This window comes from Zunongwangia sp. (assembly GCF_048269745.1).
In the GTDB taxonomy this organism is placed as follows: Bacteria; Bacteroidota; Bacteroidia; order Flavobacteriales; family Flavobacteriaceae; genus Zunongwangia.
Genome location: NZ_JBLXIB010000003.1, coordinates 109,267 through 131,709, shown reverse-complemented (window position 1 = coordinate 131,709; position 22,443 = coordinate 109,267). Strand labels below are relative to the sequence as shown.

The 22,443-nt window shown below is 33.6% G+C and carries 14 protein-coding genes; 6 read left to right on the top strand and 8 right to left on the bottom strand.

What is annotated here, in order from left to right; genetic code table 11:
- Positions 1 to 184 precede the first annotated feature (184 nt).
- The 3 genes from ACN0WI_RS05395 to ACN0WI_RS05385 all read right to left on the bottom strand — a co-directional run bounded on the left by ACN0WI_RS05395 (position 185) and on the right by ACN0WI_RS05385 (position 8,513).
- On the bottom strand, positions 185 to 2,431 hold the full coding sequence (locus tag ACN0WI_RS05395; RefSeq protein ID WP_417885624.1) for a TlpA family protein disulfide reductase: 2,247 nt from the start codon (positions 2,429 to 2,431) through the stop codon (positions 185 to 187).
- A 660-nt stretch (positions 2,432 to 3,091) separates the two neighbouring features.
- Positions 3,092 to 5,905 carry a M16 family metallopeptidase gene (locus ACN0WI_RS05390; protein WP_417885623.1) on the bottom strand — a complete coding sequence of 938 codons (2,814 nt, stop codon included), beginning with the start codon at positions 5,903 to 5,905 and terminating at the stop codon, positions 3,092 to 3,094.
- Positions 5,906 to 6,038: 133 nt separating this feature from the next.
- Positions 6,039 to 8,513: a M14 family metallopeptidase gene (locus ACN0WI_RS05385; RefSeq protein ID WP_417885622.1), complete on the bottom strand. Its 2,475-nt coding sequence runs from the start codon at positions 8,511 to 8,513 to the stop codon at positions 6,039 to 6,041.
- A 115-nt stretch (positions 8,514 to 8,628) separates the two neighbouring features.
- Between ACN0WI_RS05385 and bshC the strand changes: the two genes are divergently transcribed.
- Together bshC and ACN0WI_RS05375 are read left to right on the top strand one after the other, a co-directional pair.
- Positions 8,629 to 10,245 carry a bacillithiol biosynthesis cysteine-adding enzyme BshC gene (gene bshC, locus ACN0WI_RS05380; protein ID WP_417885621.1) on the top strand — a complete coding sequence of 539 codons (1,617 nt, stop codon included), beginning with the start codon at positions 8,629 to 8,631 and terminating at the stop codon, positions 10,243 to 10,245.
- 1 nt (position 10,246) lies between these two features.
- Positions 10,247 to 11,611 carry a pyridoxal phosphate-dependent decarboxylase family protein gene (locus ACN0WI_RS05375; protein ID WP_417885783.1) on the top strand — a complete coding sequence of 455 codons (1,365 nt, stop codon included), beginning with the start codon at positions 10,247 to 10,249 and terminating at the stop codon, positions 11,609 to 11,611.
- Positions 11,612 to 11,696: 85 nt separating this feature from the next.
- Here the strand turns inward: ACN0WI_RS05375 and ACN0WI_RS05370 are convergent, their stop codons facing one another.
- Positions 11,697 to 12,422 (bottom strand): SIMPL domain-containing protein, encoded by a 726-nt coding sequence (locus ACN0WI_RS05370; protein ID WP_417885620.1) that lies wholly within the window; start codon positions 12,420 to 12,422, stop codon positions 11,697 to 11,699.
- 139 nt (positions 12,423 to 12,561) lie between these two features.
- Here ACN0WI_RS05370 and guaA point away from each other — a divergent pair, with 139 nt between their 5' ends.
- From guaA to ACN0WI_RS05350, 4 genes are all read left to right on the top strand, one after another.
- Entirely contained in the window at positions 12,562 to 14,091 is a 1,530-nt protein-coding gene (guaA, locus tag ACN0WI_RS05365; RefSeq protein ID WP_417885619.1) for a glutamine-hydrolyzing GMP synthase, read from the top strand.
- Positions 14,092 to 14,128: 37 nt separating this feature from the next.
- A complete protein-coding gene (locus ACN0WI_RS05360) occupies positions 14,129 to 16,150 on the top strand; it encodes a PBP1 and LysM peptidoglycan-binding domain-containing protein (RefSeq protein WP_417885618.1) in 2,022 nt (673 codons plus the stop codon).
- Positions 16,110 to 16,514, top strand: coding sequence for an OsmC family protein (locus ACN0WI_RS05355; RefSeq protein ID WP_417885617.1), 405 nt, complete (start codon positions 16,110 to 16,112; stop codon positions 16,512 to 16,514). The genes ACN0WI_RS05360 and ACN0WI_RS05355 overlap by 41 nt, the downstream gene beginning before the upstream one ends.
- A gap of 121 nt (positions 16,515 to 16,635) precedes the next feature.
- The gene (locus ACN0WI_RS05350; protein ID WP_417885616.1) at positions 16,636 to 16,896 is read left to right on the top strand and encodes a hypothetical protein; all 261 of its coding nucleotides are present in this window, start codon (positions 16,636 to 16,638) and stop codon (positions 16,894 to 16,896) included.
- 140 nt (positions 16,897 to 17,036) lie between these two features.
- Here ACN0WI_RS05350 and ACN0WI_RS05345 read toward each other — a convergent pair whose 3' ends face one another.
- The 4 genes from ACN0WI_RS05345 to ACN0WI_RS05330 form a co-directional block, all read right to left on the bottom strand.
- On the bottom strand, positions 17,037 to 17,987 hold the full coding sequence (locus ACN0WI_RS05345) for an NAD(P)H-dependent flavin oxidoreductase (RefSeq protein WP_417885615.1): 951 nt from the start codon (positions 17,985 to 17,987) through the stop codon (positions 17,037 to 17,039).
- Between the two features lie 18 nt (positions 17,988 to 18,005).
- The gene (gene mnmA, locus ACN0WI_RS05340) at positions 18,006 to 19,193 is read right to left on the bottom strand and encodes a tRNA 2-thiouridine(34) synthase MnmA (protein ID WP_417885614.1); all 1,188 of its coding nucleotides are present in this window, start codon (positions 19,191 to 19,193) and stop codon (positions 18,006 to 18,008) included.
- A gap of 117 nt (positions 19,194 to 19,310) precedes the next feature.
- Entirely contained in the window at positions 19,311 to 19,961 is a 651-nt protein-coding gene (locus tag ACN0WI_RS05335; RefSeq protein WP_417885613.1) for a toxin-antitoxin system YwqK family antitoxin, read from the bottom strand.
- 335 nt (positions 19,962 to 20,296) lie between these two features.
- On the bottom strand, positions 20,297 to 22,384 hold the full coding sequence (locus tag ACN0WI_RS05330) for a DUF349 domain-containing protein (RefSeq protein WP_417885612.1): 2,088 nt from the start codon (positions 22,382 to 22,384) through the stop codon (positions 20,297 to 20,299).
- Positions 22,385 to 22,443 lie beyond the last annotated feature (59 nt).

Sequence of the window (22,443 nt, the reverse complement as noted above, 5' to 3'; positions counted from 1 at the left end):
TATGTATATAATTTGAATTTATTTTTGATATATAGTATATACAATCTGTAAACCGATATAGGTGGAATCTTTAATATCTTTATTTGTTTTAGAACTTTAGGTTTAAAAATTTAAAATTCTCATCCAATTCAAGAAACTAAAAAAGTAGCAATAAGAATATAACTTTTTTAATTGGATTTAGGTTTTACTTATACTTCGTCAGTATTTTAGGTAATTCATAATTAAAATCATGCATTTTAAAATAAGAATCGACCACATCACCTGCCTTATCCATAACAATATATCGTGGAATTCCGTTAAAACTGAATAAATCCCTAAAGCGGTGAAATGTGCTTTGATCTACACGATATACGTGCTCCAGCTCCTGTTCTGCTATAAATTTATCGTATGATTTTTTAGGAGACTGACTTTCGTCTGTAATAAAGACGAACTCAAAATCTGGATTATTCTTATATTTTTCTCGTATTTTTTTCATCCGTTTGATGTTAGCTACACAAGGACCACAGGTAGTTGCCCAGAAGTCAATAAACAAGATTTTGCCTTTAAAGGGATCTGTAATATTTCGAAAAGCTGTTGTACCCTTCCCCTGGGGTAGTATCAGTTTATTTTTATTTGAAATATTAGAAGCAATAACATTACCATCAATCACTGTTTCAGTTTCATTTAATTGTTCTTCTGGATATGCCTTTTCGTACATTCGTTGTCCTTCAGCCTTTACAAATGGATTTGCTATATCCTGTTTTAAGTCTTGCCAAACCAGATCTGAACTTTCTTTTCCCCAAGCATCAAACCAAAATTTCAAGGATCGTACTTTAATAATGTCACTGGCAAGACCTTTATTAATACCAAAATAATGAACCATTACGCTGTCTTTTTTATTCCATTTTTCTAATTCTATCCGAGCTCTATCTTCTGGCAGTACTTCTACATATTTCTTATAATAATTTTGCAGTTCAGTTTTGTATTTCTCATTGAATGCTCTAGATAAATTTACAATTTCCAAAGAGTCAAGTTTAGTAGATTCATCTTTGGAGGTCGCTTTAAAAAAATTCTTATATTTTTCTTCTAAAAAAATGCCTTCATCCTCAAAATACTCTAGTATTGTCTTCTCAGGTTGCCTAACATTTGCCATTTGGGATTTGCGCTGTACTTCCATTAATGGCTTGGCATACTCGAGGCGGTTTATCAACGAGCTATATTGACTAGAAGCTAAAGCAGCGGGTTTATTTACAGGTAGTAAAAACTGCATGGCTTCATAATAAGAATCAGGTATATCTATTTTAAGAACCGTATTGGTAGAATCTTCTTTTTTTAAATAATTTCTTCTATCTATATAATCAAACATATCGGTACTCGCGATCAACTTAATATTGTCTTTTAGGAAGTCTTCAGCTTTTTTAGAGATGTTTTTATCGGCTATATAATTGTTGAGTTTTGTTTTATTTTGGGCATACAAGTCAAGAATTTTTGTTTGATAATCAAGAGGAGCAAGGGTCTCAACCCATTCTTTAAATTCTTTTCGGTAATCAATACGGTCAGGACTAAATGCGGTTAATTCATTATTTATCTTGGCAAGCGGCCCGTAATATTTAATATCCTTAAATTTATAACGCCGGTTTCGGTAGCGATCTGCAAGTAGAAACTCTTCCCAATCTAAAACAAGGCCAATAGTACTACCGGGTTCTATATAGAAGCTAAAGCCTTGCTTGTATAAGATCATATAAATTTCTATAGGATTAATCAATGGTATTTCGGCTTCAAATCGTCCATCAGGATTGATTTCTGCTACTATAGGATATTCTTCACGGGTAAGCTCATTACCTATATATATTATTCCGGTTTCAAAACCCAACCGGGGATCATAGCCTTTTATGTAACCTACAACGCGTCCCATTTTACGCTTGAAAAAATCAGGGCTATCGAAACTTTTTAAAGGCAGATCTGATTTAGATATTTCTTCTTTAATCCAGGTTAGTACTTTAGGAGGTACTTCTTCATTAGTTTTGCTTCGACTTTTGTTAAGCGAAACACTGAGAATTTTGTTAGAACTATCTATATAATCAATCTTTTGGGTAGAAGAGGAGAGTGGTTCAAAAATAAGCTCGGTAAATTGCTCTCCAGACTCCGGCGTCCAGAGTTTTTCATCAAATTCCGCACCTACTACTTCTTTAATTTTATACTTTTTATTGGTATCTACGTCTCTTAAATAGGTGTCTGGAGTAAAATTGACCCACCATCCTGGAATAAATTTGGAAAGAATTGTGATACGGGTTTCCTCTGGAGTGGTTTCTATACGGTGGATGTGGGTAATCCCACTGTTAGTCACTTCATAATCAGGTTTATCAATGATCCGAATATGTGATTGCCCAATACAGAAGTTTGAGGTGATTAAAATAAGAAATAGTGATAAGTTGTAAGTACTAATTTTCATGATTGATGAATTTATTAGAACCTAAATTAAGGAAAATTAGTTTTTACTATATTAATTTTCAAGATAATATGTGTATTTTTAACATTTAAATATTTTTTGAAAATTGATTTCCAAATTACCTTTTTTGCTAAATTTTAATATAGATTTATTTAAATTGTAAATATGTATATGCAATTTTCATCAAATTAATTACCCCGAGTTTTTTATTTTAAAGTTGTTTTATCAAACTGAAAAGGCATAAAAACAGGATCAGTTTGATAATAAACCTATTGGTACTTAGAAGAGCATTTATATACTTTGGCATTATGCCATAGATCTGTTTTATAGAGGTCTCTGGTTTTCCTTGATGAAGATCATTCCTCGGGTATTCTTTATTCTAGAGTTTTATTTCCTACTAGTGACCAGATCAACTTATTCGATTTCCCTGTATATCTACTCGGTAGTACCCACAACTGTCCATATATTCAAACCACACCCTCTGGTTGCCGCGGAAATAAAGCGGCTATACTAATGTGGTAGTGATTAACTACCTGTCGGTGAGCTTTCTGTTATGTTTTCTTCCTTTTAATAGATCGTTGACCAAACAATATATTGCTATAACGTTTAATTTTCTTTGAATAGAGGCTTTTATGTTTTGTTGAAATACTCTGATATTAAAATTTACTCTTCAGAATTGATAAGGATCGGCTTACCGAAACCTAAGTTTTCTAATTTGTCTAATTGAGTTTTGGCATCTCCAACAATTAAATAATACATTCGGTTTGGGTTGATATATTTTTTAGCTAAATCTTGTACTTCAAGAATATCTAAGTTATTTACTAATTCTTCGCGTTGTTTAATATAATCGTATTCAAGGTTATAATTACTTATTTCACTCAGCATATTCAGTTTTGCATCCAAAGTTTCAAATTTTCTCATGTTACTTTTAATCATATAACTCTTAGTAACATCAAGGTCATGCTGATTAAAATCCTCTGGATAATCCTCTAATATCTGCTGAACAAGTCTTGCAGCATCATCTGTAATGTTTGTTCTAACTCCGGTTGAAATCATAAACGGGCCTACATATTTATCACCGAAAAATCTAGAGCGAATTCCATAAGTATAGCCTTTACCTTCTCGTAATTGCTGTGTAAGTTGTGAAGCAAAACTGCCACCACCTAATCGATAATTCATAACTTCAGCAGGATAAAAATCCTCACTTTTAGCAGACATTGCCGGAGCTCCAAATCTAAAAATAGACTGTTTTGCATCCGGAACATCGTAAAAATAAACTTTTGATTGCTGCGGAAGTCGAGGTTCAAAAAGTTTTGGAAGCTGAACATTTTTAGCCGGCCAATTGGCAGAAAGTGATTTTAGAGCATCGGTAGCCATATTTTTATTGAGCGCTCCTACCACTAAAAATTTGGTTCGCTGTGGGGTTAAATTTTCCTTATAGTATTCTTTTAAATCTTGAAGGCTAATGGCTTCAACTGAAGCTTTTGTGCCTAAAGTATTCTTAGAAAGTATATTTCTTTTACCGTAAATCAATTTCTGAAACTCCAGATCTGCAATAGCGTTTGGATTTGCTTTTTCTTCTTCCAATTCGCTAAGCACCTGCTGTTTTGCCAGTTTAAACTCTTCTTCGTCCCATCTGGGGTACAACAAGATTTCTTCAACCAGAGCAATAGTTTCTTCGAAGTTTTTGGCTAAAGTTGTTCCAGAAATGCTGATTTGAGTCTTACCTGAATTTATTCGAATATTAGCACCTAGTAATGCAATAGCTTCTTCTAGTTCTTGCGGCGTTTTTGTTGCAGTTCCTTCCCCTAAAATTTCTGCTAGTAAATTAGAGACTCCCGTTTTGTTTGGGTTTTCCAAGAGTAATCCGCCATCCATCTGAAATTCAAATTTCACTAGGGGAACTTCGCTATTAGTGATCCCATAAACTTGCATACCAGAGGGCATAAAATCTTTCCAAACTTTGGGAGTAGAAAGTTCCGGTGTAGCAGCGTAAGGCGGTTCTACCGTTCTATCGAAACTGGAAGGAGTTTTTTCGTAAGAAGCTTGTTGCGAGGCGTCGAAGTCTTCTTCAGCATTTTCAACAATTTTTTCTTCTTCAATTTCAGCAAGTTCAGAATTTTCTAAAGCTAAAGTTGTTTCACCTTTAGGAACAAAACTAGTAGCCACGTAATTCTGGTCTTTGATGTATTTTTTAAAAACTCGCATCACATCCTCTTTGCTTACCGCTAAAAGTTTATCCATTTCTTTATTAATAAAGTTAGGATCGTTAGCGAAAATCTGATATTGGGCCAATTGAAAGCCTTTTCCTAAAACGCTACTTACACTATTATAGAAGCTGGTTTCTTGTCCCGCTTTTATTCGTTTAAGATCTTTGTCTGAAATTCCATTTTGGGCAAATTCAGTAAAAGTTTCTTGTATAGCAGTGGCAACACTATCCAAATCTTTTCCGTTATAAGCTCTTACCTGAAGTAAAATTTCGCCTGCAAGTTCTGAAGTGTAATTGTACATTCTTACTGAACCAGTGAGCTCTTTTTCTTCAACTAATTTTTTATACAAGAGCGCGTTTTTTCCGCTACTTAAATATTCTGAAAGAATGGAAAGCGCATAGGAATCTTCGTGATACGAATAAACGCTGGGCCATGCCATAGTAAGTTCGGGTAGGCGCGCAAAATTATCTTCGTAATACAGTTTTTTGGTTTCCTTAAGGTTTACTAACTGTTTTTCTTGTCTTTTGATTTCCTCTCCTGAAGGAATTTCATCAAAATATTTATGAACCCATTGTTTGGCTTGGTCTTTATCAAAATCTCCGGCAATCGTTAAGATTACATTATTAGGGACATACCATTTGTTATAGAAATCTTTTACATCCTGAAGTGTAGCATTTTGAAGATCCTCTAAACTACCAATTACTTGCCAGTTGTATGGATGATCTTTAGGATAAAGATTTTTATCGATAACATACATCGTATGTCCATAAGGACGGTTATCATAACTCTGTCTTTTTTCGTTTTTAACCACCTGCTTTTCTTTGGCCAAGACCGGTTTGGTTACCGTATTGATAAAGAAGCCTAATTTATCCGCTTCTGCCCAGATCATTTTTTCAAGAGCATCTTTAGGTACTGTTTGAAAAAAGTTGGTACGATCACGACTAGTCGATCCATTGGCACCAGAACCGCCAATTCTTGCACTCATTTTATCGAGTCCGCCTTTACCAAGATTCTCAGATTCCAGAAATAATAAATGCTCGAACAAATGAGCAAAACCGGTACGATTTTCTTTCTCTCTGGCCGATCCTACATGTGCAGTTAGCGCCACTGCAACTACAGGATCTGAATGATCAGTATGCAGTATAACTTGAAGTCCGTTTGATAATGTAAAACTTTCAAAGTTTACTTTTAGCGAACTATCTTCTTGTGCGTTTCCCGAAAAAACAGCCAAAAAGCACAAAAAAGCAACTATTTTTTTGAATGTCATTTTTTACAATTTAATTTTCAGCATTCAGCATTCAGCATTCAGCATTCAGCATTCAGCATTCAGCATTCAGCATTCAGCATTCAGCATTCAGCAAGTCTAAACTCTATAATCCCCATTTCTAGAATCTAGAACTCTACTTCACCATGAATAAAGCGTTGGCGAAAAATAATTTTCCGTTTTGCCAGAACGATCTGAACAATGGATTATCTACCATATAAATCACGCTACCTCTGCCCATATTTTCTTGTGCAAATACAACCGAATTTTCTAAAGTTTTATAAGCTTCGCTACCAACGAATCCAGAAACAACTTTTGGTTCTTGCATGTAAGCTACATTGTAACCATTGTTAAGTAAACCATAATTACTGCTGCTTAGTTTTAAGCTGAAATAAGCATTATCGTATCCAAAAGCAAGAGGATGTGTGTTATCTACTGTAGTTTTTACAATACTTCCAGGGCTGTTTCCTTTAATTCGCTCTCTGGTTCTCATGCTATACGGAGTAAGATTTGGCGAATTTGCATTGTCTTTATTTTCTTCAACTTTGTTTTCTTTAATACTGAAACCATCCTGACCTGCGAAATAACCAACAGATCTGCCAATGGTGATCATTTTACCGCCTGCCTGAACAAAATCCTTTATTTTATTCACACTAGCATTACCTAAAGCATTACCGTAATAACCTTCAGGAACAATAAGAATATCGTAAGAATTAAGATCGATTCGATTAAAATATTCTGTACCTATTGCAGTTACGGGATAATGTAATTCCTGCTCAAAGAAATACCAGATCTCACCATAATTTAGTGAAGAAGTTCCTTCACCACGTAACATGGCGATCTTAGGATTTCCTATTAATTTTACATCGGGAGAACCAAAATCTGGGCCGCTGGTTACAAAACTTGTATTGGCAACGGTTAATTCTCTTTCAAATTCATTAGCAGTTTCGACCACAGTTTTGTTGAAATCTTCTAAATTCTTATTATCACTTTTGGTAATAATTAAACTACCGGCATCAAATTTTTTCCCTTCTGATGAAAAAGGAAGTTCACTAAACCTAACTTTTACATCTTTTTTTAAAAGAGCGGCTAGGAATTCAGGATCCTTTAGACTGTTCCACTTTGAAATATAACCGGCAGCTTCAGCATCCACCACGTTACTGATATTTGATGTTGTTTCAGTAGTATTTTTTCCTGAATAATCCCTGGTGCTGGCAACCGCATTTAAACCATAAGCATAAGGCAAACTCCACGCTGTAATATCGTAGGTAACCGAGTCGTTTAACTTCGTTTTAGGTTCAAAAAGAACTTCAACCATATGTCCTTTTGGCTGTTGTGTGCTCACCAGTAAAGTTTGATCTGTAGTGGTTAAACTTCCATCTTTATTTTCAGTAAAACTGTATCCTGAGATTCTTTCACCTTTATTTGCTCTAGAATATTTAATTTCATGACGATCCAATAATTCTTTTAAAGCATCAATTTTATCTTTGTTACCATTAAGGGCAAAAGTTTTATACTTTCTATCGGTGTTTTCAAAGTAATTACTGAATTCTGAAGCTAATTCTTCTGCATTTTTCGAGGCCATTTCAACCGTAGAAATACCTGTTGTAAAATGGTGATTAATACGATCTTTAAGAGTTAAAGTTTGTTCTTGATCTGTTTCTATCCCTAAACCACTACGGCCATGACCTGCCTGCTCGTAGGTCATTCCAATAGCTCCCATATATGTTGGATAGGTGTCACCATAACTTGGATAAAGCAAATCAAAACTCTCTTTAGTGAAAAATAACCATCCTTCTTTATCAAAATATTTAGCATTGTTTTTACCGATTCTTGTCTGGAAATCTCTTTGAAAAGGTGTAATAATATCGTGGAATGGCTCGGCTGCCGGAGCAAAATAATAGGGATTGTTAATTCCTTGTTCATGAAAATCTACATGAATATGGGGCATCCATTGGTTATAGATTTTTAAGCGGCTTCGTGTTTCTACCTGTGTAGCCCAAAGCCAATCACGGTTTAGGTCGTATAAATAATGGTTTGGTCTTCCACCGGGCCATGGTTCGTAATGTTCAGCAGCATCTTGTGAAGTGTTAAAAGGTGTTTGCTTTACTTGATTATACCAGTTAGCATAACGATCACGTCCATCGGGATTCACACAAGGGTCTATAATCACGATGGTGTTTTTTAACCAGTCCTGCTTTTCAGTAATAAGATTATAAAGGGTTTTCATCGAGGCTTCTGTACTAGAAGCTTCGTTACCATGCACGTTATAACTTAACCAAACGATCGCTTTATCGGTTGTGGGGGTACCATCTAAAATTCCGGTTTGGCGTAAGTGATTTTTTCTAATTTCCTCGATGTTTCCAATATTTTCTTCTGTAGAAATCACGGCATAGGTAAGTGGTCTTCTTTCGTTGGTTTTACCGTATGTGTGGTAAGTAACTAAAGGAGAATTTTCTGCGATATATTCAAAATAATCGACAACATCGGCATGTCTTGAAAATTGGCTCCCAAGTTCATATCCTAAAAAATCCGAGGGTGATTTTAGCTGTGCGTGTACACTAAAAAAAGTTAGAAAAAAAAGAGAAACTGCGAGTATTTTATTCTTCATAAAAAGGGATCAGGTTAAGATTATGATAGTAAAGATAGCGTTCGCGGGTGAATTAACTAAAATTTAGTGGATAAAAGTTATACATTCGGTATCTTTGCATTCTCAAAAAAAATGTATGCCGACCGATTGTATTTCGTATTCCGAAACCAATTATTTTTCAAATCTTATTTTGGATTATTTGGATCAAAAAGAAGAATTAGCTTCTTTTTATAATCGATTTCCTGAAATTGATAATTTTAAAGATCAAATTAATGAAAAGGAAAAGAATTTTTCTGTAGAAAGCCGTAAAGTATTGGTTGAAAGCCTTCATAAACAATACAATGGTTTTGAGGTTTCTGAAGCTACTTTGGCTAATATAGAGTCACTTTCTAAATCTACAACCTTTACCATAACAACCGGGCATCAGTTAAATTTATTTACCGGACCACTTTATTTTCTGTATAAAATAATTTCAGTAATCAATCTTACAAAACTGCTTAAAAAAGAATATCCAAGTCACGATTTTGTGCCTGTTTATTGGATGGCTACCGAAGATCATGATTTTGACGAAATCAATTATTTTAATTTAAACGGTAAAAAATTTCAATGGAATTCTTCAGAAAAAGGAGCTAGTATTGATGCTGTAGGCTATTTGTCGACAGCTGGTTTAGATGAGGTATTTAAACTTTTTTCTGCTGAAATAGGTGGAGGTTCAGCTGCCGATAAGCTAAAATCATTATTTCAAGAGGCTTATTTAGCGCATGAAAACTTAACCGATGCTACCCGTTATTTAGCTAATGAGCTTTTTAAGGAATACGGACTCGTAATTATTGGCGCGCAACAGCCTGAGCTTAAAAAAATGTTTATTCCTTATGTGGAAAATGAATTAGTAAAACAACATTCTTATAAGCATACCGAAAAAAAGACTGAGGAATTAGCTAATTTAGGCTATAATGTTCAAGTAAACCCACGTGAAATTAACCTATTTTACTTGAATAACGGTTATCGAGAACGTATTATAAAACGAGATGGTAAGTTTTATGTCCACGAAAAGAAAATAGAGTGGAGTAAAGAAGATATTTTATCAGAATTGCATGAAAATCCACAACATTTTAGTTCGAATGTGATGATGCGTCCGCTTTATCAAGAAGTAATTTTGCCAAACCTATGTTATATTGGCGGTGGTGGTGAGCTGGCGTATTGGTTAGAACTAAAAGATTATTTTGAAGCTGAAAACGTGCCATTTCCAATACTTTTATTACGAAATTCAGCATTACTTCAATCTGAAAAACAACAGGAAAAAAGAACGAAATTAGATATTTCGAATAAAGAATTATTTCTTCAACAGCACGAGTTAATCAACAGAAAAGTGCGAAAAATATCGAATATCGATATTGATTTCAGTCCACAAAAAGAACATTTAGTGAAGCAGTTTCAAGAAATGTATGATTTGGCTGAAAAAACCGATAAATCCTTCTTAGGAGCCGTAAAAGCCCAGGAAGTAAAACAATTAAAAGGATTACAAAATCTAGAGAAACGTTTGTTAAAAGCCCAAAAGCGAAAATTAAAAGAAGAGGTAAGTCGAATTGCCGAATTACAAAATCAATTATTTCCTAACCAAAGTTTACAAGAGCGCCAAACCAATTTTTCGGAATGGTATGCAGAGTATGGAAATGAATTAATTGAAATGTTATTAAATACGTTGAACCCCTTAGAACAAAATTTTAAAATTATAACTTTTGGAACAAAATAAAATGCACACAATAGATATGGACTTGGTGGAAATGACGTTAGACGTCATGAAGTATGCCATAGACCGTATCTCGAATATTACACCAGAACTTGGTTCTCCTAAAAGTGAGAATGAATTATTACGAATTGTAGGAGAAACAATAACACCTAGTGGAATTGGTGGTGAAAATGCGTTTAAACTTTTTAAAGATGTATTAGCAAAAGCTAATGTACCTATAGATCATCCTAGAAACTTAGCATTTGTGCCGGCCGCACCTACAAGGGCAGCTATTATGTTTGATTTGGTAACTTCTGCGTCTAGTATTCATGGCGCGTATTGGATGGAAGGAGCCGGTGGAATTTTTTGTGAAAACCAAGCTATGAAGTGGATGGTTTCCCTAACCGGACTTCCTGATACTGCTTTTGGAGTATTTACAAGTGGCGGTACATCAGCGAATCTTTCAGCGTTAGTTACGGCACGGCAGGCTTGGCGTGATGCTGATGTTTCTAATATTGGTGTAAAAGGACTTATATTAACCTCAGATGGGGCACATAGTTCTGTACAATCTATGGCTCAAGTTATAGATGCTGATGTAGTGATGATAGATAATGATGGCGAAGCGCTTGGAGGAAAGGAACTTCAGCAAGCTATCAATGAATTAGAAGAAACTGATCGAAAACGGCTATTTGCGGTAGTAGCAACCGGAGGAACCACCAATGCTGGTATTATAGATAAATTAGATTCTATTGCTGAGGTTTGTAATAAAGAAGACGTTTGGATGCATGTAGATTGTGCTTATGGTGGCGGTGCTTTAGCTGCAAATTCGGTACGGCATTTATTTAATGGTATTGAAAACGCCGATAGTATTACAATAGATCCGCATAAATGGTTATTTTCTCCTTACGATTGTGGCGCGGTAATTTATAAAAATATGGAATTGGCTAAAAATGCCCATTCACAAAAAGGTGCTTATTTAGATATTTTTTCTGATGAAGGTGCGCAAGGATTTAATCCGGCCGATTATCAAATTCAGTTAACACGTCGTGTTCGCGGAATGCCATTATGGTTTTCGTTAGCCATGCACGGAACCGATAAATATAAACAAGCTATTGAACGCGGTATTGAATTGGCTAATATTGCTGCTGAAAAAATAGTTTTTCGAGAAGAAGTAGAACTTATAAGGCCACAGAGTTTATCTGTAGTATTATTTAGAAGAAAAGGATGGAAAGCCGAAGATTATAAAGCTTGGACGTATAAAAATCATAATTCCGGTTTTGCATTGGTAACACCAACTACTTGGAAAAAAGAAACAGTGATACGTTTTTGTTTTATCAATCCAGATACTACAGAAGATGATATCGATAAAATTTTAGATTCGATGAAATAATCCGATTTCAGTTTTAAATAAAACTAAAAAAGTTCAGAATTAAATTTAATTCTGAACTTTTTTAGTTTATAAATATACTTACTAATTATTCAATTTCGTATTCTAAACGCATTGTAATACTAGCTGTTTTCTTTTTGTCTCCGGTGTTGTAGGCACCACTCCAGCTATAATCTTCCCCACTGTTTTGTCCGGTAATTTGGAAAACTCCCATGTTAGCACTTTTGAGGTCACCTAATTTACCACCTGAATTTTTAGCAATTCTTTCAGCTCGTAATCGGGCATCTTCGGTTGCTTTAGAAATCATTTCAATTTTAAGATCTGAAAGTTTAGTGTAATAATATCTTGGCGGGGTTGAATTAAATTGAACTCCTTTATTTAGTAATTCGGTAATTTCTCTAGAAACTCCTTCGATTAATTCCACATCGTTAGATTCTATTTTTACATTCTGAGTAAGTTCATAGCCTTTAAAAACACTACCTATATAATTACCATTTTGGTATTGTTGTTCACGTTGCTCATTCGTATTTACAGAATTAAAAATAATATTATCTTCTTTAATACCTTTTTGTATTAAATACTTTTTTACAGTCTCTTTATCTTTATTGAGCTGAAAATAAGCTGTTTCTAAATTAGAACTCATTCTACTAAAACTTCCCTCCCAAACAATTAGATCGGAAGTGAAATTTTCGCTACCGGCTCCGGTAACCGATATGGTTCCATCGGGATTAGCTCTACTTACATAAGCATCTCCTAAAAACCAAGAAGCAATAACAATAGCTATTGAAAAAATGATAGCACTTAAATATTTCATGTGTAATAAAAGGTTTTAATAGTTAGTTTTGTATTAACTATAACTGAATTTTAAAAATTATAGTATCTACTAATTCAGAATGTTTTTAAAATATATGAGTTTTGTATTTTATTTTTAGCGTAAATTTTTAATTTTGCGCATGCAAAATAACGTACTCATCTTAGACTTCGGCTCGCAGTACACGCAATTGATAGCAAGGCGTGTAAGAGAATTAAATATTTACTGCGAGATTCACCCATTTCACAAAGTTCCACAAGACCTTTCAGGCTTTAAAGCAGCTATTCTTTCCGGAAGTCCATTTTCGGTAAGGGCAGAAGATGCACCGCATCCAGATTTGTCTCAAATTAGAGGGAAATTACCTTTACTTGCCGTTTGTTATGGTGCTCAATATTTAGCCCATTTTCACGGAGGTAAAGTAGAAGCTTCTGAATTTAGAGAATATGGTCGTGCAAATTTAGACGTAATTAAAAGTGGAGAACCCCTTTTTGAAGCTATAAAAGAACGATCTCAAGTATGGATGAGCCATAGTGACACTATTAAAGAATTACCTGAAAATAGTGTTCGTTTAGCAAGTACTACAGACGTATTAAATGCGGCCTATCGTATTGAAGGCGAAGAAACTTTTGCAATCCAGTTTCATCCTGAAGTTTACCACTCTACCGATGGAAAACAATTACTAGAAAACTTTTTAGTAAATATTGCCGGGGTAGAACAAAGCTGGACTCCAGGTGCTTTTGTAGATTTAACTGTAGGTGAGTTAAAAGAGAAAATAGGTAACGATAAAGTAGTTTTAGGACTTAGTGGAGGAGTAGATTCTACTGTAGCAGCAATGCTTTTACATAAGGCTATCGGTAAAAACTTATATTGCATTTTTGTTAATAACGGTTTACTTCGTAAAAATGAGTTTGAAGATGTGCTTCACCAGTATAAGGATATGGGGTTAAACGTAAAAGGAGTAGATTCTTCTGCACGTTTTCTAGGTGCTTTAGCTGGAATTAGCGATCCTGAATTAAAAAGAAAAGCCATAGGAAATACTTTTATTGAAGTTTTTGATGATGAGGCGCACGAAATAAAAGATGTAACCTATTTAGCACAGGGAACTATCTATCCCGACGTAATCGAGTCGGTTTCTGTAAATGGACCATCGGTTACTATAAAATCTCACCATAATGTTGGTGGTTTACCGGATTTTATGAAGTTAAAAGTGGTAGAGCCACTTCGAATGTTATTTAAAGATGAGGTAAGAAGAGTAGGGGCAGAGATAGGAATTGATAAAAAATTATTGGGTCGCCATCCATTTCCTGGGCCTGGTTTAGCGATTAGGATTTTGGGTGACATAACTGCTGAAAAAGTTAGAATATTACAAGAAGTAGATCATATTTTCATCCAAGGTTTACGTGATGCTGGATTATACGATCATGTTTGGCAAGCCGGAGCAATGCTTTTACCTGTACAATCAGTAGGAGTGATGGGAGATGAGCGCACCTATGAGAAAGTTGTAGCTTTAAGAGCGGTAGAATCTACCGATGGAATGACAGCCGACTGGGTAAATTTACCCTATGAATTTTTGCAAAAAACATCTAATGCCATAATAAATCGAGTAAAAGGCGTTAATAGAGTGGTATACGATATTAGTTCTAAGCCGCCAGCAACAATAGAGTGGGAATAGAATTTGCAGTACACTAAATAAAGCAAAAAAACATAAAATGAGATACCTTTTTTTAATTTGTTTCTTATGTATGACAGCTATTTCTGCATTTTCGCAGGGATTTGATTACCATACTGTAAAGAAGGGAGAAACTGTTTACAGTATCTCCAAGGATTATAATATTTCTGAAGAAGACATATATAAATACAATCCCGATGCAAAAAACGGTATAGAAGTATCCTCTAAGCTGGTAATTCCTTTAGCAAAAAAAGATAAAGGAATGCCGGCTAAAATAGGTGAGGTAAGTTTAAAACCTGTAGAATTTAAGGAGCATAAAGTAAAAAAGAAGGAAACACTTTTTAGTCTTTCTCAACAGTATAATGTAGAGATAAGTGATATTAAGCGTTATAACAAACAATTATATTCTAAAGAACTTCAAAAAGGAGAAGTAATAAGGATTCCTGTTTTTAGAAAAATTGATAGTATTGTAGCAAAGCCGGAAAATGATTCTAAAGAAGGAATTAGAAAGCAATACAACCAAGATAAATTACGAGAACATATAGTTTTACCTAAAGAAACTAAATTTGGTATAGCCAGAAAATATGGAATTACAGTTAAAGAACTTGAAGCTTTAAACCCAACAGTAGATGTTTTACATCCAGGTTTAATGTTGAAGGTAGGAACTAAAGTTTCTCCGGAACCTGTGGTCTTATTAGATGATGTTTTTAAATATTACGAAGTAAAACCGAAAGAAACATTATTTCGTTTAGCCAAACGATTTCATGTAACTCAAGATTCTATAATAGAACTTAATCCTGCAGTTAGACAAGAAGGTTTAAAAGCAGGAATGGTATTAAAAGTACCTAATCCGGAAGAGCAAGATCCTGCTGATTGGGAAACTCCATCTAAAAGTTATGCATTAGAAAAAATTCGTGGAAACAAAGTGAATTTAAAAGATTCATTAAGTAATTTTTCTCCGAAGCGATTAGCATTTATGCTTCCTTATAATTTAAATGAAATTCAAATTGATTCTTCTGCTGATTACGAAAAAGCAATACTTGATAAACGTATTTTACGGATTAGTTTAGACTTTTATACTGGAGCACAAATGGCAATTCGTGATGCAGAAAAGTTGGGAATCCATACCGAAATAAAACAGTACGATACAAGACAAAATCCACAAGAAGTAGCTAATATTATTAATACACATAGTTTTAATGATGTAGATGCGGTAATAGGACCGTTGTTACAATCTACCACTGAAGCGGCAGCAAAACGCTTAAAAAGCAAAAATATACCTGTATTTACACCATTAACTAATAAAGAAATAAAAGGTAATAATAACTTATTTATTTCTCGCCCTAGTGAAGAAGTAATGGCTCAACAAATGTTAGATTACTTAAAACTATTTGGGCAAGATAAAAATATAATAGTAGTAGCCGACAGTCAAAATTACGATTGTAAACGAAAATTAGGAGAGATTTTTCCAAATGCAAAATTTGTAGAACCTAGCAATGCTTATGTTGCAGAATCTAAACTTTCTAATGCTATTATTCCAACGATGCAGAACTGGGTAGTTTTGATTTCTGAAAATGTAGGGACAATTAGTAGTACCGTTGCTGCATTAAATAGATTGCTTCGAGATGAAGTTAATAATATCACGTTATTTACCACTGATAAAAATGCTAGTTATGAAAATGAGAGCGTAGCGAATTCAGATTTAGGAAACCTTTATTTCCATTATCCTTCTATCGATAAAGAATATGATCCTGAAATTTCTGATACTTTCATAAATTCCTACAAAGATGAATATGGTGTAACGCCAAATCAGTTTGCTGTAAGAGGCTATGATTTAACAATGGATGTGTTATTGCATTTGGCTAGTTCAGAAGATATATATACATCTTTTGAAAACGTAAATGGTTATACAGAATATAACGAAAATAAGTTTTTATATAGACCACAGCCCGGAGGTGGTTTTCAAAATGAAGCAGTTTATATTCTACAAATGAATCCGGATCTAACATTAAAACAAGCCGATGACAGCAAAAGTGAAATACTTAGGGAATTTAAGGACTGAAGCAGAACACTTACAAAGTGGAACTAAACTAATTACGGATGCCCCCTTAGATAACCACGGTAAAGGAGAGTCTTTTTCTCCTACAGATACAGTAGCTACAGCTTTGGCAAGTTGTATTTTAACCATGTTAGGTATAAAAAGTGAGTCTTTAGGAATTTCTATTGAAGGAACAACTGCAGGTGTAGCTAAAACTATGTCTGCTAGTCCTCGACGGATTTCTAAAATAGATATCGAATTACATTTTCCTGAAGAATATTCGGAAGAAATAAAGACAAAATTAGAGCGTGTTGCTAAAACTTGTCCGGTACTTTACAGTTTGCATCCAGATATTGAGAAGAATATTCAGTTTTTTTATAACAAGTAGGATAGTAGGTAACTAAAATTAGAGTATTCAGGTTTGGGTGATTTAATAATTTTTTAAGTTGTTATTCAGTATTTTTAAAAATAATTTTATTTTTAAAAAATTAACAAACCAACTTAAAATTATGGAAGTTCAAAACACATTTAATCCAGGAACTAATCAAATATCACCAAAAAAATGGTGCCTTTATATTTTTGTATCTGGCTTACCAATAATTGGTCTAATTCTTTTATTAGTATGGGCATTTAGTGATGATAATAATCCAAATAGAAAGAACTGGGCACAAGGCATGCTATTAGTTTATTTAATAGGAATTGTGTTAAGTTTCTTTTTCTTTATTTTATTTGGAGCTGCAATTTTTTCAAGTTTAAATATGAGTTATTAGTTAATAATATAAATGGCTAATAATTTATATTCAATTAACAATCAAGATTATAGGTCTCTAGCCTATAATCTTGATTGTTTTATCTAATAAATCTTGCGAATTCTGTTTTATAAGAATATGTATTGGAAGTAATTGTAATCTTAAAATTTAAGAGCAGCAACTTCAGAAGAAGTGTCATTAAATTCTTCAATTATTTCATTTATAATTTCAGCTGCAGGCTTAATTTCTGAAATTAATGCTGAAATTTGTCCAATTTCAAGTTTGCCTTCTTTTAAATCACCTTCAAAAATACCTTTCCGAAGTCTTCCTTTTCCAAGGAAATTTTCTACTTCTGCTAACGATGCTTTTTCGGAATATAGTTTTTGAATTTGATGATAAAAGTCGTTTTTTAAAAGGCGAACACAACCTAATTCTTTTAATGTAAGCATTGTATCTCCTTCTTCAGAAGAAACTACCATTTCTTTAAAATTATGATGCGAAGAGGCTTCATTTGAAGTAACAAATCGACTACCAATTTGTACCCCATCGGCACCTAATGTCATTGCGGCTAACATTCCTCTTCCTGTAGCTATGCCTCCGGCAGCAATTAGTGGAACTGAAATTTTTTGTTTTACTACAGGAATTAAAGTAAGTGTAGTACTTTCAGTACTTCCATTATGGCCACCAGCTTCAAAACCTTCTGTAACAATAGCATCTACACCTGCTTTTTCTGCTTTTAATGCGAATTTTACACTACTTACCACATGAGCTACTTTTATGCCATGCTGCTGTAATGATGATGTCCAAACTTTAGGATTTCCTGCCGAAGAAAAAACAATAGGTACTTTTTCTTCGATTATTACTTCCATTATAGCTTCAGAATGCGGATATAGTAATGGAACATTTACCCCAAATGATTTTTTAGATGTTTTTCTGAACTTTTGAATATGTTCTCGTAAAAGTTCAGGGTACATAGAACCGGCACCAATTACCCCCAGACCACCAGCATTACTAACAGCAGCAGCCAATCTCCATCCACTTGTCCAGACCATTCCGCCTTGAACTATTGGGTAATTAATATTGAATAATTCTGTAATTTTATTAGCAGCCATTATTTTTTCTAATCTTAATTAAGAAATTACACCAGAGCCAACCAACTCATCTTCTAAATACCAAGCTACAAATTGGCCTTCGGTTATAGAAGCTTGTGGTTTTTCGAATACCACATACATTCCATTTTCGGTTTGATGTAATGTAGCATCCTGTAAAGGTTGCCGATATCGAATACGAGCTTTTACTGATAAAGTTTTATTATTTGAAATGGATAAATCTTTACGAACCCAGTGTATTTCATCTGGATTAATAAAAAGGGCTTTTCGATAAATTCCGGGGTGATTTTTACCTTGTCCGGTGTAAATAACATTTTCTTTTACATCGGTATCTATTACAAATAGCGGTTCCGGAGTACCACCAACGGCTAAACCTTTACGTTGGCCTTTTGTAAAGAAATGTGCACCTTGATGTTTGCCAACAACTTTGCCTTGATTGCTGGTATAGCTGTATTTTTTAGCTAAGTATTGAAGTTTGTTTTCTTTATTCTCAAATTCCGGAACAGTTTCTTCAAACATGCTATGATTTGCATCTATCTCTATAATTTTTCCTTCTTTAGGTTTTAGTTTTTGTTGAAGGAATTCTGGTAAACGTACTTTACCGATAAAACATAGGCCCTGCGAATCTTTTTTGTCGGCGGTGACTAACTCTTGTTCAGTTGCTATTTTTCGAACTTCAGGCTTTTGTAATTCGCCAATAGGGAAAAGTGTTTTTGATAGTTGTTCTTGCGTTAATTGACACAGAAAATATGATTGATCTTTATTAGTATCTTTACCTGATAGAAGTTTGTAAATAGTTTCTCCATCTTTTTCTAGTGTTGCTTTTCTGCAATAGTGTCCTGTTGCAACATAATCTGCCCCTAAAGAGAGCGCAATTTTCATAAAAACATCGAACTTTATTTCCCGATTGCAAAGTACATCTGGATTTGGGGTACGTCCCCGCTCATATTCGTTAAACATATAGTCTACAATACGAGTTTTATATTCTTTACTTAAATCTACTGTTTGAAATGGAATGCCTAATTTTTCTGCAACTAACATGGCATCATTACTATCTTCTAACCAAGGGCATTCATCCGAAATAGTTACTGAGTCGTCATGCCAGTTCTTCATAAATAAGCCAATAACCTCATAACCTTGTTGTTGCAATAAATATGCAGAAACACTACTATCTACGCCTCCCGATAATCCAACTACTACTTTTTTCATAAAAATTTAATTACTAACCCCTTTATGAATAGAGGGGATTTTACAGTCGTAAAAAGAAGTCCAAAATTACAAAATATTGCTGGTGTAACAAGTTTAGATTGTTCAACCAAATACCAATTAGTTATTTTTAGGCTGATTTTTTGAATCTCTATCTTTAATGCGTTCTCCATTTGCATAATCACCTTCAGCGACAAAATCTCCATCTGCATTATAGAAGGTAACATGGCCATGTATTTGCCCATCTTTATAATTCAATTTTTGTAGTAATTGGCCTTCAGTAGAAAATATTTGGCTTTTGCCATTTTTTAATCCATTTCTATATTCGGTAACTTCTGCTTTTTTGCCATCTCTATAATATGTAGTTTGTGTGCCTTCTAACTTGTCATTTTTATAGAATTCTTTTTGCATAACTTGATCAGTACCGTTGTGATAAGTAATCCATTTGCCAGCTCTTTTTTTATTGAGCATCATACCCTCACTAATAATTTCTGATTTTTGACTATAGTAAGTAATTTTAACAGAGTCGCTTCCTGTTTCAAAATTCATTATAGCACTTGGATTTTCAGTAATTCCTTTTTTATAGAATTTGAATTTGCCTACTTCTTTACCGTGTTTAAAGGTTCCTTCGAATTTAATTTGATTTGTGTTGGGGTAGTTCACAATCCATAAACCATCTCTTTTACCTTCATTATCTTTTTGATTGATGTTTTGTGCACATACTTTTGTGAAGCTTATACATATAAAAAGTAATATGATGAGTTTTTTCATAATTGTTAATTTTTGGATGAAATTTTAAATAATAATTGTAACAATTTCATTTTTTCTGCGTCTATATAGTAAGAAGATTATTATTAGATTTTTAAAAAAAGATGTCTTTTTTTAGAATTTAAAATTTATTTGAGTGTAAATATAATAATTGAAAGATTATAAAGTTTATAGGTATAGCAAATGAATTTAAGAAAATACTATTCTATAAAATAATCATTCGTATTTGTTTGAATTAGCCTTTAAACAATGAAAAATGTAATTACAGAATAGCAAAAGCCTCTTTGAAATTTTTCAAAGAGGCTTTCTTTTTCATGTATTAGTAGGATAAGCGTCACTTAGTAAAGTGATCTTACTTTTTTAAGCTTTTCTTGCCACACTTTTAATTGTGCTTTGTGGTCGTTTATATTTTTATGAACTTCTTGTACAAGTGGGTTATCATCTTCTACATTAGAGAAAAACTGAAGGTTATTTTCAAGTTGTCTAATTTCAGCTTTAGTTTCTTCAACTTTTTTAGTTAGGAAGAAGTGTTCATTTCTAATTTTCCGATCGTCATCAGAATCGTTTAAAGATTGTATTTTATTCTCATACTTAAGCATTTCAGCTTTTGTACGATTTACGTCTAATTTATTGAATAATTGATCTAAAGCTTTATTAAATTTCCCTTCAATAAATCGTTTATTATACGGAACACGACCGATGTTTTTCCATTCAGAAATAAAGCCTTTAATAGTTTTTAAATCTTCCTCTTTTTCTCCGGTAAGTTTATAAGAACGCACTTTATCTAGTAAATCTTTTTTAGCACCGTAAGCATCTAGCTCTACTTTTTCAGATTCGCTACGTTCTTGATTTAATTTGTTAAAATAGAAATTACAAGCTTCTTTAAACTGTTTCCAAATTTTATCACTGTCTTTTCTTGGTACGTGACCGATACTTTTCCAGTCAGCTTGTATTTTTTTCATTAAAGGAGTAACGGTTTTAAAGTCGTCACTTTCTTTATTATCTTCTGCAATTTGAATTAATTCTTTTTTCTTTTCCAGATTTTTATACTGGTCTTTTTTCAAATTCTTATAGAAGGTGTTTTTATTTCGGTTGAATTGTCTTACAACTGCTTTAAAATCACTCCAAGTATCTTCATTTTTAGTTCTAGGAACTTTACCGGCTTTAAAGAATGCTTCACGTAAGCTTTCAACTTCCTTAATTTTTTGTTGCCATTTGTTGTGACTGGTGAAAGTTTGATCGGCAATTTCTCGAATTTTTTCGATGATTTGCTGTTTCTTTTCCCAGTTTTTTTCAAATTCTTGTTCAAGGTTATTAAAATAATCTTGACGACGATCGTGAATTAATTTAGTGGCTTTACTGAAGCGATCCCAAATTTCATCTCGATATTCTTTAGCTACCGGACCTAATTCTTCTTTCCAGATTTTATGAAGCATTTGCAATTCTCGGAAAGACCTATTTACATCGGTTTCTTGAGTAAGCTCTTCAGCACGATTAATCAGTTTTATTTTCTGGTCTAGATTATGTTTGAAATCCATATCTCTAAACTCACGGTTTAAATGTAGAAAATCATAAAAATTCTCTACATGGTGATGATAGGTGTTCCAAACAGTGCTGTATTTATCTCTAGGGATTGGCCCTGCCGTACGCCATTGATCTTGAATTTCTTTGAAGTGATTGTAAGTAGTATTAATATTCTCTTCTACATTAATCAGTCCTTTTAACTCTTCAATAAGTTCAAAACGTCGATTTAAATTGGCGTTTAAATCTTTATTTAATTGTTGGTAATAATTGTTTCGCTTTTCGCGATAATCAAAATACAACGAATTAAATTGCTTTTTTAAAGGAGTGGTATACTGAAAATCGATAATATTTCCGCCTTCGGCTAAAAATTCTTCTTTTTTTTCTTCGACTTCCTCATCAAATTTAGCATTGAATTCTGTTCGAATTTCAATAACATGTTCTTTAATGGCTTGTACTTTCTCGTTTTTAAGCAATTTTTCCAGTTCTGCTACCAAATCTTCCTTACTCATGGAATGGTAGTCTTTTTTTGGAATATTATATCGCTCGCTAGTAGTTTCGTCTTCGCTGTCTTCAGCTAGAGAATCATCTACTCCTTTTTTATGTTCATCTATAACCTCGTCATCCTCATCTTCAGTTTCTTCTGAATCTTGAGAAGCATCAGTATTAGCTGGTTCTTCGTTTTCGTGTACAAAAGTAGATTCGGCAACAGTTTCTTCTTTCAGCTCAGTCTCTTCGTTCTGATTTGCCGTGGGATTCTCAACAGATTCCGAAAATGATTCTTCTGCTGCATTTTCTTCTTTTTGGCTTTCTACTTTAGCATTTTCTTGCTCTCCAGCATTTTTTTCTGGAGTAGTATTGTTAGAAAGCATTTCTTTTTGGTTTTCATTTTCTGGTTGAGACATATTTTTCAATGTTAAAGTTCTATTCTAGAATTATTAAAGCTGAAAGATAACAACTCCAC

Bases quoted from the DNA above. Each gene is read 5' to 3' on its own strand.
- ACN0WI_RS05395 (WP_417885624.1), bottom strand. From the start codon at position 2,431: ATGAAAATTAGTACTTACAACTTATCACTATTTCTTATTTTAATCACC.
- ACN0WI_RS05390 (WP_417885623.1), bottom strand. From the start codon at position 5,905: ATGACATTCAAAAAAATAGTTGCTTTTTTGTGCTTTTTGGCTGTTTTT.
- ACN0WI_RS05385 (WP_417885622.1), bottom strand. From the start codon at position 8,513: ATGAAGAATAAAATACTCGCAGTTTCTCTTTTTTTTCTAACTTTTTTT.
- bshC (WP_417885621.1), top strand. From the start codon at position 8,629: ATGCCGACCGATTGTATTTCGTATTCCGAAACCAATTATTTTTCAAAT.
- ACN0WI_RS05375 (WP_417885783.1), top strand. From the start codon at position 10,247: ATGCACACAATAGATATGGACTTGGTGGAAATGACGTTAGACGTCATG.
- ACN0WI_RS05370 (WP_417885620.1), bottom strand. From the start codon at position 12,422: ATGAAATATTTAAGTGCTATCATTTTTTCAATAGCTATTGTTATTGCT.
- guaA (WP_417885619.1), top strand. From the start codon at position 12,562: ATGCAAAATAACGTACTCATCTTAGACTTCGGCTCGCAGTACACGCAA.
- ACN0WI_RS05360 (WP_417885618.1), top strand. From the start codon at position 14,129: ATGAGATACCTTTTTTTAATTTGTTTCTTATGTATGACAGCTATTTCT.
- ACN0WI_RS05355 (WP_417885617.1), top strand. From the start codon at position 16,110: ATGACAGCAAAAGTGAAATACTTAGGGAATTTAAGGACTGAAGCAGAA.
- ACN0WI_RS05350 (WP_417885616.1), top strand. From the start codon at position 16,636: ATGGAAGTTCAAAACACATTTAATCCAGGAACTAATCAAATATCACCA.
- ACN0WI_RS05345 (WP_417885615.1), bottom strand. From the start codon at position 17,987: ATGGCTGCTAATAAAATTACAGAATTATTCAATATTAATTACCCAATA.
- mnmA (WP_417885614.1), bottom strand. From the start codon at position 19,193: ATGAAAAAAGTAGTAGTTGGATTATCGGGAGGCGTAGATAGTAGTGTT.
- ACN0WI_RS05335 (WP_417885613.1), bottom strand. From the start codon at position 19,961: ATGAAAAAACTCATCATATTACTTTTTATATGTATAAGCTTCACAAAA.
- ACN0WI_RS05330 (WP_417885612.1), bottom strand. From the start codon at position 22,384: ATGTCTCAACCAGAAAATGAAAACCAAAAAGAAATGCTTTCTAACAAT.